Genomic DNA, 13,014 nt, shown 5'->3' with positions numbered 1-13,014 from the left:
GCGGGGTCCTTTCGGGGCGGGGTGCGGCGGGCGGGTCAGGGCAGCAGGAGGTGTTCCAGGTCCGCGGGCGGCCGGTGGCCGACGAGGGAGCGGATGAGGGCGAAGGGGCCGGTGTCGCCGGCGAGGACGGCGCCCAGCAGATCGCCGCCGTCCCGGCTCAGCAGGACCTTGGCGTACCGGCCGGTGCCCTCGGTGAAGACCGCCTCGACCGCCTGGGCGGGGTCGGGACGCACACTGCCGACGGTGGCGACGTTGACGCCGAGGAGTTTGAGGGCGACGGGGGTGTCGGTGGTGTCGAAGGGCTCGGGGACCTCCCCGGTCAGCTGACGCGCCACGCTGTCCGCCATGCGGTACCCGGGGGCCACCAGGCCGTGGCAGCGGCCGTCCACCGCCGCGCACTCCCCGATCGCCCACACCCGCTCGTCGGCGGTCCGGCAGAAGGCGTCCGCGGCGAACCCGCCGCGCTCGCCCCGGGCCAGACCCAGGGGCCCGGCCAGTTCGTCGCGGGGCCTGACGCCGGCGGCGAAGACCACCACGTCGGCGTCGAGCACGGCGCCGTCCGCGAGGGTCACCGATGTCACCCTGCCGTCCGCTCCGGCGTCGACCGACGCCACGGACGTGGCGCAGTGCAGGCCGATGTCCAGATCGGTGACGTGCCGGTGCAGCACCCCGGCGGCGCCCGCGTCGAGCTGGGCCGGCATCAAGTGGGGACCGGTCTCGACGATCCGTGCGCTCATGCCGAGCAGCGTCAGGGCGTTGGCGGCCTCCAGGCCCAGCAGCCCGCCGCCGACGACCACTCCCGGACGTCCCGGACGCGCCGCGGCCCGCAGGGCGTCGAGGTCGTCGAAGGTGCGGTAGACGAAGCAGCCGTCGTGGTCGCGCCCCGGCACCGGCGGGACGAACGGGCGCGACCCGGTGGCGAGGACCAGGGCGTCGTAGCGCAGGTGTTCGCCGTGTGCCGTGCGTGCCGTGCGCGCGTCGCCGTCCACCGTGGTGACCGCACTGCCCAGCAGGAGGTCCACCCGGGGGTCGTTGAGGAGGTCCGCGCCGACCAGGGTGAGGTCGCCGCGGCTCTTGCCGTCCAGGTAGGAGGAGAGGCCGACGCGGTCGTAGGCGAGGTGGTGCTCCTCCCCCACGACGACCACGCGCCAGGTCCGGCCGGGGTCCCTGGAGCGGAGCTGTTCGACGAACCGGTGGCCCACCATGCCGTGGCCGACGACGAGCAGGGTCCGGGTCACGACGCCGCCTCCAGTTCGCCGTCGCGCGGTCCGCGGGCCCAGGTGCCGCACAGGTGCGCCACGGCCGGGCCGCAGCCCCCGCAGCCCGTGGTGGCGCGGGTCGCCCCGGCGAGGGCCGGGACCGTACGAGCACCCGCCCGCCAGGCGGTGCGCAGGGTCCGTCGCGAGACGTTGTTGCACAGGCAGACCGGGGCGTCGTCCGCGCTCTCCCGGTCGGGGGCCGGCCGGGCGGGCAGGTCGAGCAGCAGGCCGAGCCGGTCGGAAGGCAGGGGCCGGCCGTGCCGGTGCAGGAGTCCGATGGTGGCGATGGCCTGCGGCAGGCCGAGCAGGACGGCGGCGACGACGTGGTCGTCGCGCAGGGCGAGCCGCGCGTAGCGCCGGCCGGCCGGGTCGGTGAGGGCGATCTGGCGGGTGCCGGGCCGGTCGAGGTCGGCGAGCCTGCCGAACGCGGCGACGTCCGCCGCGTGGACGCGCGGTCGCAGCGCGGGCGGTCCAGGGCGGTAGGCGGCGGGGTGGCCGCCGAGGATCGCGGCGAGGGTCCCGGTCTGTTCCCAGGCGGCGCCGGGGCCGGTGCGGAGCCGTCCGCCGGCTTCGGCGCAGTCCCCGATGGCGTGGATGCGCGGGTCGCTGGTGCGCAGCTGTTCGTCGACGACGATGCCGTGGGCGACGCGCAGCCCGGCGGCGCGGGCGAGGCGGGTGTCGGGGGCGGTGTCCGGGCACAGGACGAGGGTGTCGGCGCGCAGGGCGGTGCCGTCGTCCAGGTGGAGGAGCCCGGGGGTACGGCGTACGGCGGTGCTCGCGGACCGGACGGTGACCCCGGCGCGTGCGAGTTCCCCGGCGAGCATGCCGCCGGGGACCGTGCCGAGATACGCGGAGAGGGGCTGGGGCGAGGAGCACACCAGGGTGGTGTCGGCGCCGCGGGCGGCGAGGGCGCTCGCGGCCTCCACGGCCGGGGGGCCGTCACCGAGGACGGCGACGGAGCCCGCGGCGGTCACCGCGGCGGCCGTGCCGGGGACGACGACACCGTCCGTGAGACGGCCGCCGGGGTCCAGCAGGCCGGGCAGGTCAGGGAGGAGGGGCCGGGCTCGCGGGACGAGGACCAGGGTGTCGTACGCGTACGCGGTCTCCCGTCCGCCGGCGTGGGTCACGATCCGGCGGCGGGCCCGGTCGATCCGGGTCCCCCCGGTGGACGGTGTGCCGGGGCCGTCGTCCGGCACGGTGCGGACGTTCAGGTGGCCGTGGTGGCGCAGGCGGTCGGTGAGCCGCCGGGCCGCCGGGCCGCCGCCGGCCACGAGGATGGTGTGCGGGGCGCTCAAGGTGTCACTCCTGACAGGGGGGCGAGCCGCACGGCGCACACCTTGAACTCGGGCATGCCGCTGCGGGGGTCGAGCGCGGGGTGGGTGAACAGGTTGGCCCGGCCGTCGTCGGCGAAGTGGAACGGCACGAAGACGGTGTCCAGGCGCATCGTCGCGTCGGTGCGCACCCGCGCCGTCATGCCGCCGCGCGCGGAGACGACCCGGGCCAGGGAGCGGTCGGCCAGGCCGCAGCGGGCGGCGGTGTCGGGGTGGACCTCCACGAAGGGTTCGGGGACGGCGTCGGTGAGTTCGGCGACCCGGCGGGTCTGGGCGCCCGACTGGTAGTGCGCCAGGACCCGGCCGGTGGTGGCGTACAGGGGGAAGGCCGGGCCGGTCTCCTCGGCCGGACCCCGGTGGTCGACGTCGGCGAACCGGGCCCGGCCGTCGGGGTGGGCGAACCGGTCGAGGAAGAGGCGGGGGGTGCCCGGGTGCGGGTCGCCCGGGGTGTCGGGGCAGGGCCAGTGCAGCGCCTCCCCGGCGTCCAGCCGGTCGTAGGTGATCCCCGAGTAGTCGGCCCGTCCACCGCGGGACGCGGCGCGCAGCTCCTCGAACACCTCGCGGGGAGCGGTCGGATAGCGGTCGGCGGGCTCGCCGAGGCGTACGGCGAGGTCGTGCAGGACGCGCAGGTCGCTGCGGACCTGTGGCGGGGGCGGCAGCAGCGCGCGGCGGCGCAGGACACGGCCTTCGAGGCTGGTCAGGGTCCCCTCCTCCTCGGCCCACTGGGTGACCGGGAGCACCACGTCGGCCATGCGGGCGGTCTCCGAGGGCACGAAGTCGGCCACGACCAGGAGGTCGAGGGCGGCGAGCCGCTCGGTGACGTGCGCGGCGTGCGGGGCGGAGACGGCGGGGTTGGAGCCGAAGACCAGCAGGGCCCGCGGGCCCTCGTCGCGGCCCAGCGCGTCGAGGAGTTCGTAGGCGCTGCGGCCGGGTCCCGGCAGGGTGTCCGGCGCCACGCCCCAGACCCGGGCGACGTGGGCGCGGGCCGCCGGGTCAGTGAGGGAGCGGTAGCCGGGCAGCTGGTCGGCCTTCTGGCCGTGTTCCCGGCCGCCCTGCCCGTTGCCCTGCCCGGTCAGGCAGCCGTAGCCGCTGCCGCTTCGGCCGGGCAGCCCGAGGGCGAGCGCCAGATCGATGAACGCGGCGACGGTGTCGGTGCCCTTGCTGTGCTGTTCGGCGCCGCGGCCGGTGAGGACGTAGGCGCCGCGGGCCTCGGCGAGCATCCGGACCGCCCGGCGCTGCGCCCTCGCGGGGACGCCGGTGATCTCCTCGACCCGCTCCGGCCACCAGTCGTCCGTGCGGCGGGCCACGGCGTCGAAGCCGTGGGTGCGCGTACGGACGTAGTCGCGGTCGACGAGGTCCTCCGCGACGGCGACGTGCAGCAGGCCGAGGGCGAGCGCGAGGTCGGTGCCGGGCACGGGCTGGAGGTGCAGGGCGGCGCGCTCGGCGGTGGGGGTGCGCCGGGGGTCCACGACGACGAGCCGGGCCCGGTCGAGGTGCTGCATCAGCGGTGGCATGGTCTCGGCGACGTTCGCGCCCGCCAGCAGGACGGTGTCGGCCTCGCGCAGATCGGTGACGGGGAAGGGCAGGCCCCGGTCGAGGCCGAACGCCGCGTTGCCGGCCGCCGCGGCCGACGACATGCAGAACCGTCCGTTGTAGTCGATCTGGCCGGTGCCCAGGGCGAGGCGGGCGAACTTGCCCAGCAGGTACGCCTTCTCGTTGGTGAGGCCGCCGCCGCCGAGGACGGCGAGGGCGTCCGGGCCGTGCTCCTCGCGCAGGGTGCGCAGACCCCGGGCCACCACGTCCAGCGCGGTGTCCCAGGAGGCCGGCGCGAGCCGGCCGTCGGTGCCGCGGACCAGCGGGCGGGTGAGCCGGTCGGCGGTGTGCAGGACGTCCGCGGCGGTCCAGCCCTTCTGGCACAGCCGGCCCCGGTTGACCGGGAAGTCCGCCGGGCTCACCTTGACACCGACGTCCGCGTCGCCGTGCAGCAGGGTGCCGCACTGGAGGGCGCAGTAGGGGCAGTGGGTGCGCGCTTCGGGTACGGGCGCGGGCAGTTCAGACACGGCTCGCCTCCTTCGCGGCATCCGGGTGGTGCGGGGTGTGCCCGGCGGGGGCGGGGGCCGGCCGCAGGGTCCGCAGGACGGCCAGGCAGAGCGCGTAGTAAACGAGGAAGGCGGCGAAGGCCGGGGTGCCGGAGCCCGAGCCGGTGTAGGACAGCTCGAAGGCGAGGTTGACGGCGGCGCCGCCGAGCGCCCCGACGGCTCCGGCGACGGCGATGACCGCGCCGGACAGGCGCCGGGCCCGGGCGAACGCCTCGTCCGCGTCGGAGCCGGCCGTCACCTCCTGCTCGGCCTGGTGCGCGAACAGCGCCGGGATCATCTTGTAGGTGGAGCCGTTGCCGAGTCCGGTGAGGACGAACAGGATGGTGAAGGCGGTGACGAACAGGGTGAAGGAGCCGACGCGGGTGGCGGCGACGAGCACGCCGGTGCCCGCGGCCATGCCGAGGAAGGCCCAGAAGGTGACCCGGGCGCCGCCCAGCCGGTCGGCGAGCAGCCCGCCCAGCGGCCGGGAGAAGGCGCCGAGGAGCGGGCCGAGGAAGGTGTAGCCGACGGTTTCACGGGGTGTCAGGGCGAACTCGTGGCGCAGGACGAGACCGAAGGCGAAGCCGTACCCGACGAACGAGCCGAAGGTGCCGATGTACAGCAGGCAGACCGCCCAGGTGCGGCGGTCCCGGACCGCTTCGCGCTGGGCCCCGGGTTCGGTCCGTACGGTGTCGACGTTGTCCATCTTCCAGGCGGCGAGGAGCGCGACCGCCACGATCAGCGGCAGGTACACGGCGGCGACGTAGGCGGGGTGGGTGTCGCCCGCGGCCGTGAGGACCAGGAGGCCGACGAGCTGGACGGCGGCGACGCCGAGGTTGCCGGCGCCGGCGGTGACGCCGAGGGCCCAGCCCTGCAGGCGCCGGGGGTAGAAGGCGGCGACGTTCGTCATCGAGGAGGCGAAGCCGCCCCCGCCGGCGCCGGCCAGGGCGCCGATCGCCAGGAACACCCAGAAGGGCGTGCCGGGCCGCTGCACGAAGTAGGCGGCCGCCAGGGTCGGCAGCAGGAGCAGGGCGGTGGAGAACACCGTCCAGTCGCGGCCGCCGAAGCGGGTGACCGCGCGGGCGTAGGGCAGGCGCAGCAGCGCGCCGACCACGGTGGGGGTGGCCACCAGCAGGAACTTGCGGTCCGGGCCGAAGCCGAGGCCGATCTCGGGGGACATGAACAGGACGAGGACGGACCAGAGCGTCCATACGGAGAATCCGACGTGCTCGGCCAGGACGGCGAGCACCAGGTTGCGGCGGGCCACGCGGTGGCCGCCCCGGTGCCAGGCGTCCTCGTCCTCGGGGTCCCAGCCGGTGAGCCGGGCGCCCGGTCGGGCAGGGGTGTGAGCCATGTTCACTCCGGGTGCGGGACGGGCTTCGTGAGCGCGCAAGGGCCCCGGCGGGGATCGCTCGCCGGGGCCCGGCGTCACGGTCGGACGGCTCCGCCCCGGTCGCGGGGCGGAGCGTGGCGCGGGGAGGTCAGAAGCTGAGGTCGAGCGCCTTGACCTTGTCCCGCTCGCGGTCCGGGTGGCTGTCGGGGAAGACGAAGCAGCGGGTGTTCTTCAGCTTGTCGCCCTCGACGTTGGCGGTGGAGAAGATCACCACCGGGACGCGCTCGCCCTGGTTGAGGAAGTCGGCGCGGAAGTCGATGATCGGCGCGTCCTCGCCCCAGCGGCCCAGGAAGTCCTCGACCACGTCCTGGTCGGCGTAGATGCGCCGGATGTGGTGGCCGACGTAGGTGTCGGGCCGCTCGCTCGCCCCGACGATGGCGATGTCCTTCCAGTTGGCGTGGGCGACCGTGCCGTCCTCCTCGATCAGGTGGATGGCGACGGGGCAGTGGTCGTAGTACGCCTGGATGTAGGGGACGGCGTCGGCGCCGGCCGGTGTGTAGGACGCGTCGGTCCGGTCGACCTGGCGGATCCACGCCTGGGCGGTGGAGGAGCCCTCGCCGGGAGCCGGGGAGGGGGTGGGGTGGGTGGTGACCGGGCGCAGCGCCCAGAAGCCGTGGGTGGCGCCGTCGACCTCGCCGAAGCCGACGTTGGCGTACCCGGAGGGGAAGTCGGGGTGGGCGAAGGCCACGGCACGGTTCTCCACCGGCGTCCCGGCGGCCAGCAGCGCGGCGTAGTCGCCGACGCCGAGGGCGCCGGGGAGCCCGGCACCGGTGGCGGCGGCGTCCTTGAGCAGTTCCGCGGCGGCCTTGTTGGCCAGCACCACGGCGCCGTCGGCGTCGGTGACGAGCATGGCCGGGGAGGCCCAGTTGAACAGGTCGAGGAGCTGTTCGGCGGAGGGGTGGTTCGACATGGCGGTCTGCCTGCCTTCCTTGGGTGTCGCGTGGATGTGCGGCGGGGTCACAGGACCTTGCGGCTGTAGTTGAAGACCTGGCCGGTGGGGCCGTTGGACGGGAACGCGGCGATGGTGACGATCCACTCCGCGACGGTGCGCGGGGACTTGAGCCAGTCGGTGCCGAATCCGGCGTTGATGGCGCGGATGATCTGCTCGTTCACCTCGCCGTCCAGGCCGGCCATCGTCATGGCGGTGGCCACCGGGCCGGGCCGTACCTCGTTGGCGACGACGCCGTCGTCGGCGAACTCGACGGAGCAGGCGCGCATCAGGGTGGTCATCGCGGCCTTGCTGGCGGCGTAGGCCCAGCGTTCGGGCCGGTAGCCGTTGGCGAGGCTGGCCCCGACGAAGGTCAGGGAGCCGCCGCCGTTCTGCTTGAGCGGTCCGGCGGTCGCCTGGAGGAGGTTGAGTGCCGTGCGGACGTTGGTCTCGTAGGTGTCCGCCACCGTCGCCCAGTCGGCCTTGACCAGGTCGACCGGGTCCGGGGAGGCGCCGGCGTTGAGTACGACGGCGTCGATGCCGTCGGCGGTGACGTCGGCCGCCGAGGTGAGCGCGGCCCGTACGGCCTCACTGTCGCGGAGGTCGGCGCGGCGGTCGTGGTAGCCGGGCCGGCCGGCCAGGTCCGGGTTGCCGCGCCGGGAGAGGCCGACGACCGTGTGGCCGCGGCGCAGGAACTCCTCGGCCACGGCCGCGCCGATCCCGGAGGAGGCTCCGGAGACCACGGCGACCCGGGGGGTGTCCCCCGCCATCAGGCGGCCTGGAAGACGGCGGTGTCGATGGCCTTGAGGGTGCGCATCGACTCGATGTTGATCACGCCCGGGTCGAGTTTCCGGCCGTGCAGGCGCTCGATCTCGATCACCATCTGCACGAACTGGAGGCTGGTGACCGTGCCCGACTGGATCAGGTCGGTGTCGTCCTGGATGTCGAGCGGCCGCTCGTGCAGGCCGTCCAGCCATGTGCGCAGCGACGCTATCTTGCTTTCCACTGTGCCCTCTTTTCCGATGCCGGGTGCGGGGTTACCTGGTCCTGAACTGGACGGAGAAGTCGGTGGGGTGGGCGAACGACTGGCTCTCCATGCCGAGGCGGTCACGGGTGACGACCACCTCGGAACAGCGCTTCAGGAGTTCCTCGACGATCAGGGAGAACTCCGTCTTGGCGAGCATGGCGCCGGGGCAGGCGTGGGCGCCGACGGCGAAGGGGATCGAGCCCTTCGGGTTCCTGCCGATCTGGAACCGGTCGGGGTGCGTGAAGACCCTGGGGTCGCGGTTGGCGCCGGCGACCGAGGCGAGGACCGCCGAGTGCCGGGGCACGGTCACCCCCTGGACGGTGAGGTCGTCGGCGGCGAAGCGGACGATCGTCTGGACCGGCGGGTAGAGCCGCAGTACCTCTTCGAGGTAGGCGTCCCGGACCTCCTCGTCCCGCAGTTCGGCCAGGTCGAAGATGCCGCGTCCCAGGCAGTAGACGAGCGAGGTGATGAAGGCGCTGCTGGTCTCCGTGCCGGCCAGGAAGAACAGCAGGGCCGTGGAGCGCACCTCGCTGTCGGTCAGGGAGATGCCCTTGCGGTCCCGGGTCCGTTCGATGGTCTCCAGCAGGGAGTGCGCCCCGGCGGCCCCGGCGGCCCCGGCGGCCCGCTGCTCCTCGATCAGGCGCAGCAGTTCGCCGACGTTGGCGTGGGTCTCGTCGGTCTCCCGGGTGGGGTAGTCCAGCAGCCGGGCCAGCGGACGGGTCAGCCGGTGGAAGCGCTGCTCCAGGGCGGCGTCGATGCCGAGGATCGTGCACACGATGCCGTACGGCACCCGGTGCGCGTAGGTGTCGTAGAAGGAGTCGGTCTCGGTGCCCGCGAGGCTGTCGACCAGGCCGCGGACGAGACCGGGCATCAGTGTCCGCTTGTACTCGGCGATCCGCCCGGCGGACAGGATGGGGGCGAGCAGGGCGCGGAACGCCCGGTGGCTGGGTCCGTCGGCGTCGAGCACGTTGGGGCCAAATGCGCGTGCGCTGGCCTTGAGGGGGTGGTCGGCCACGATCAGGGGGTGGGCGAGCACCTCCTGGACGGCCGCGTTGCCCGTCACCGCGAAGAGCCCAGCGTCCAGCCGGTGCACGTCCGTGCCGGCCGGCAGGTGCCGGTGCCAGTACGGCCGCGCCAGGAGAGCGGCCGGCGACTCGGGCGTTGTTAGCGTGGGCATGTCATCCAACCCCCTGCGCCGAGGCCGCCGATGCCGGCCAGCAGCCGCATCGCCGACAGCCACTCGGGGCCGGTCAGTCCCAGCGAGCCGGGAGCCGTGTAGGCGGCGGTGAGCGAGCCACTGGTCCCGTCCGGCCCGTGTATTTCGCAGTGGAAAAGCGTCTCGCCGGAAAAGGCAGTTTCCGGGTCGTCGGGGCCGAGGGTGAGGTCACCGAAGGTGATCGCGATCTGCGGAGTGAAATTCCGTCGGATCAGCTCGTGTGCGAGCCTCAGGCGTTCCGTGCGGTCGGGCTCTGCGGAATACCGGTCAAGGAGGGCGTTGGCCGCTTCCAGAACTCGCTCGATCCGGCGTTTTCCTTGGATGGATTCGAGAGCGACGGAGAATTTCTCCTCCGTCTGGGCATGCGTGCTCACGTGTCGATTCCTTAGGTTCGGAATTCTGAAAGCGCCTTCAGGAGGTATAACCGAAGCGCGCCGAGAGCTCTCGCTTGTTGATTTTCGTGTTGTCCAGGAGTGGCATGGAAGGAACGAAGTGCACGGCCGAGGGGACCAGATAGGACGGCAGGGTGTCCCGGAGCCGGCCCAGCATCTCCTGTTCCGTCATCGCCTGCGCGGGAGATTCGGCGAACAGGACGATGCGCGGCATTCCGCTGCGGTCCGGGATCGGCATGACCACGGACCGGGTGCTGCCCAGTGTGCGCACGGCGTGTTCTATCTCGGCGGGTTCGATGCGGTGCCCGGATATTTTGAGCTGGGCGTCTTTACGCCCGCTCAGGTGAAGTACCCCGGATTCGTCCATCCGCCCCTGGTCGCCGGTGTGGTAGACGGGAACGCGTTCGCCGTCGACCGTGAGGTGCCGGAAGACGGCAGCCGTCTGCTCGGGCGCGTCCAGGTAGCCGAGGGCGAGTCCCGCGCCACCGATCGCGACCTCGCCGGTCTCGCCCCGCGGCACCGGCTCCCCGTCGCGCACGACGTGCACCCGTGTACCGGGGACCGGCAGGCCCGCGGGGACGCCGGCGGACGTGCCGGTGTCCTCCCGGGTGATGCGGCGGACCGTGGCGAACACGCAGGACTCGACGGGGCCGTAGCCGTTGTACAGCTCGATGCCGGGGAAGGCGTCGAGCAGGGCGCGGCAGTTCGCCGGGGAGGGTTTGTCCCCGCCCAGCAGGACGGCGCGCAGTCCGGCCAGGCAGGTCAGGTCGCCGCCCACGATCACGTCGAAGAGGGACGGGGTCAGGAAGAGGTGGGTGGCGCCGGCGTCCTGGACGTGGGCGCGGATCGCGGGCGGCAGCAGGAGGTCGTCCTCGTGCACGACGGCGGTGCCGCCGCTGAGCAGCATCCCCCACAGCTCCAGGCTGAAGGCGTCCCAGGCCACGGCCGCCGCGTGGATCATGACCGGCCGTTCGCCGAATTCCATGAATCCGTCCGGGGCGAACAGCCTGGTCGTGGCGCGGTGCGGGGACAGTACGGCCTTGGGGCTGCCGGTGCTCCCCGAGGTCCAGAACAGGGTCGCGCAGGCGTCCGGCGAGACCTGGGGCAGCTCGGCGGCGGGCGGGGCCGCGCCGCGCAGCTCCGGGAAGGTGACGTGGTCCACGTCCGCTTCGGTGAGCCGGGCGGAGCCCGCGGTGTCCGCCAGGACGACCGCGGGCCGCATGGTGCGCAGCAGCCGCGTGACGCGCGCCGGCGGCCACCGCACGTCCAGGACGCCGTACGCCCCGCCGGCCATCAGGACGCCGAGCAGGACGGCGGCCAGCTCCGGTGAGCGGCGGGCCGCGACCGGGACGACGCTGCCGGGCCGCACGCCCAGGCCGGTCAGCCGGTGGGCTACGCGTCGGGCGGAGCCGGCCAGCTCCGCGTAGGTCACCGCGCCGTCGGCGCCGACCAGAGCCTTTCGCTGCGGGTATCTCCGGGCAATCTGCTCGAATACCTCGTGGATGGTTTTCTCTGAATTGGTCCTGCCGTACACACTGCTTCGCACGATCGATCCCCCATTGACGTGATCGAAGAAGGCGGTGAGCGTTTTGCGGACCTCAGTCGAACTTCATCGAGGAAGGCATGATCGAGCCGGGCGCCAGGTCGAGCCGCGGCGGGGCCGAGAACTCCATGAGGACGGCTCCCTCCGGTCCGACGAAGGTGGCGGTGTGCCGCTGGCGGGACGGTATGTAGGCCACGTCACCGGCGTTGAGCTCGTATTCGGTGTCGTCGCAGACGAAGCGGATGGAACCCTCGGTCACCACGACCCACTGCTCGTTCTCGTGCCAGTGCTGCGGGAGACCGAGGTCGCCGGACTGGTCGGCTACCACCTTCAGGCAGGACATTTCCTGCCCGAAGGCGAAGCGCCGCGACATTGCGATGCCTTCTGCCTTGAGTTCCTCGTGGTCATCCCAGTCGATCTTCATGGATTTCTCCTTGTTGAAGTACGGCTTTGACGGCTGGTGGAACACTTTCGATCGCGAGTCACACGGTACGTAATCGCGAAGTGGCTCACAATGGGTATCTCACATGTTGGGCATCTGACAGATTCCGGTAAAGAATTATTCAGGAATGCAAGATGACTGACATCATCATGGCGCTCCGGAGTCCGCCGTCTCGGCGGTGGGCGTCGAACGGAGGCCGGCCACCGGCAGCACCCGGTCGCGCAGGCGCAGCGCGAGGCCGACGGGGACGACGAACACGACGAGCAGGGCGTAGAAGGCGGACGGCAGGCCGCTGTTGTCGGCCAGCCAGCCGAACGCCGGGGAACACAGGCCGCCCGCCGCCATGGCCATGCCGAGGGTCAGACCGCTGGCCGTGCCGGGCCGGTTGGGCAGGTAGTCCTGTGCGAGGGTGACCTGCGCGGCGAACGGCAGGAACATGGCGGCGCCGAACAGGGCGGCACACACCACCAGGACGGGGAACCAGGGCGCCCACACGATGCCGGCCAGGGCCGGGAGTGCCACCAGATACCCGGCCCGCACCGAGGTCATCCGGCCGTGCCGGTCCCCGATCCAGCCGCCGAGCAGGGTGCCCACGGCGCCGGCGGCGGTGTACGAGGTGAGCGCGACGGCACCCGCCGCCTCCGATTGCCCGAGGTCGCGCTGGGCGTGCAGGGACAGCAGGGAAGTGACGGTGACGTAGGGGATGGACCAGCCGATGATGACCACCACCAGCCGGCCGAACGCCCGCCAGTCGTCGGTCGGTCCGGCGCCGTCCCCCGCCGCCTTCCCGGCCGGGCCGGACATCAGCGGCGCCGCCTCCTCGTGACCGCGCCACCGCATCCAGGGTCCCTTGAGCACCCACAGGACCAGCATGACCAGGGCGGGCACGGCCAGCAGATAGCCGGCGTCGAAGCCCAGCGACCCGATGACGACGGTCGTCAGCGAGGGCGCCACGGCGCCGCCGACGGTCCCGCCGACGGAGAAGACGCTCATCGCCTTCTGCGAGGAGCCGCCGGCCGCGCGAGCCTGACTGGTCGCGGGCGGGTGGTACGCCGCGATGCCGATCCCGGCGAGCGCGACGAAGATCCAGGTCAGCAGGTAGGAGTCGGACAGGCCGGCCGCGACCACGCCCAGCGCGGCGGTGACGGATCCGACCGGGACCAGCCAGCCGCGCGGCTTGCTGTCGGACAGGATGCCGAACAGCGGCTGGAACAGACTGGAGACGCCGCTCGCCGCGAAGGCCAGGCCGGAGACCGCGGCGTAACTGTAATGCCGCTCGGTCATCAGGAACGGGAGCATCGCGGGGATCACCCCCTGGTACAGGTCGTTGACCGCGTGCGTGCCGGTCAGGAAGCCGAGTTGTCCCTTTTTCACGGAAAGTTCCTCTTTCTTCTTTCGGTTCACG

At 73.0% G+C, this 13,014-nt stretch carries 12 protein-coding genes; all 12 read right to left on the bottom strand.

All coding sequences use genetic code 11. From position 1 onward, the window contains the following. Positions 1-35: 35 nt before the first annotated feature. The 12 genes from AB0G32_RS12995 to AB0G32_RS12940 all read right to left on the bottom strand — a co-directional run bounded on the left by AB0G32_RS12995 (position 36) and on the right by AB0G32_RS12940 (position 12,983). Complete coding sequence (locus AB0G32_RS12995; protein ID WP_361162087.1) at positions 36-1,238, bottom strand: FAD-dependent oxidoreductase; 1,203 nt, start codon at positions 1,236-1,238, stop codon at positions 36-38. Beyond that, positions 1,235-2,554, bottom strand: a complete 1,320-nt coding sequence (locus AB0G32_RS12990; protein WP_361162085.1) for an FAD-dependent oxidoreductase — start codon at positions 2,552-2,554, stop codon at positions 1,235-1,237. The genes AB0G32_RS12995 and AB0G32_RS12990 overlap by 4 nt, the downstream gene beginning before the upstream one ends. Continuing rightward, positions 2,551-4,650 carry a molybdopterin oxidoreductase family protein gene (locus AB0G32_RS12985; RefSeq protein ID WP_361162084.1) on the bottom strand — a complete coding sequence of 700 codons (2,100 nt, stop codon included), beginning with the start codon at positions 4,648-4,650 and terminating at the stop codon, positions 2,551-2,553. Before AB0G32_RS12985 ends, AB0G32_RS12990 begins: the two co-directional genes overlap by 4 nt. Beyond that, entirely contained in the window at positions 4,643-6,022 is a 1,380-nt protein-coding gene (locus AB0G32_RS12980) for an MFS transporter (RefSeq protein ID WP_361162082.1), read from the bottom strand. Before AB0G32_RS12980 ends, AB0G32_RS12985 begins: the two co-directional genes overlap by 8 nt. A gap of 127 nt (positions 6,023-6,149) precedes the next feature. After that, positions 6,150-6,971 carry a PAS domain-containing protein gene (locus AB0G32_RS12975; RefSeq protein ID WP_361162080.1) on the bottom strand — a complete coding sequence of 274 codons (822 nt, stop codon included), beginning with the start codon at positions 6,969-6,971 and terminating at the stop codon, positions 6,150-6,152. Positions 6,972-7,018: 47 nt separating this feature from the next. Continuing rightward, positions 7,019-7,759, bottom strand: coding sequence for an SDR family oxidoreductase (locus AB0G32_RS12970; protein ID WP_361162078.1), 741 nt, complete (start codon positions 7,757-7,759; stop codon positions 7,019-7,021). Beyond that, the gene (locus AB0G32_RS12965; RefSeq protein WP_361162076.1) at positions 7,759-7,995 is read right to left on the bottom strand and encodes a phosphopantetheine-binding protein; all 237 of its coding nucleotides are present in this window, start codon (positions 7,993-7,995) and stop codon (positions 7,759-7,761) included. The genes AB0G32_RS12970 and AB0G32_RS12965 overlap by 1 nt, the downstream gene beginning before the upstream one ends. 31 nt (positions 7,996-8,026) lie before the next feature. Beyond that, positions 8,027-9,193 (bottom strand): cytochrome P450, encoded by a 1,167-nt coding sequence (locus AB0G32_RS12960; RefSeq protein WP_361162074.1) that lies wholly within the window; start codon positions 9,191-9,193, stop codon positions 8,027-8,029. After that, the gene (locus AB0G32_RS12955; protein WP_361162072.1) at positions 9,181-9,606 is read right to left on the bottom strand and encodes a hypothetical protein; all 426 of its coding nucleotides are present in this window, start codon (positions 9,604-9,606) and stop codon (positions 9,181-9,183) included. The genes AB0G32_RS12960 and AB0G32_RS12955 overlap by 13 nt, the downstream gene beginning before the upstream one ends. A 37-nt stretch (positions 9,607-9,643) precedes the next feature. Next, positions 9,644-11,170, bottom strand: coding sequence for an amino acid adenylation domain-containing protein (locus tag AB0G32_RS12950; protein WP_361162070.1), 1,527 nt, complete (start codon positions 11,168-11,170; stop codon positions 9,644-9,646). Positions 11,171-11,222: 52 nt separating this feature from the next. Further along, positions 11,223-11,591 carry a cupin domain-containing protein gene (locus AB0G32_RS12945; RefSeq protein ID WP_361162068.1) on the bottom strand — a complete coding sequence of 123 codons (369 nt, stop codon included), beginning with the start codon at positions 11,589-11,591 and terminating at the stop codon, positions 11,223-11,225. 165 nt (positions 11,592-11,756) lie between these two features. Further along, a complete protein-coding gene (locus tag AB0G32_RS12940) occupies positions 11,757-12,983 on the bottom strand; it encodes an MFS transporter (RefSeq protein ID WP_361162066.1) in 1,227 nt (408 codons plus the stop codon). Between the last annotated feature and the right edge of the window lie 31 nt (positions 12,984-13,014).

The organism is Streptomyces sp. NPDC023723, from assembly GCF_040639815.1.
GTDB lineage: Bacteria > Actinomycetota > Actinomycetes > Streptomycetales > Streptomycetaceae > Streptomyces.
This window is presented reverse-complemented; position numbering and strand designations above follow the sequence as displayed.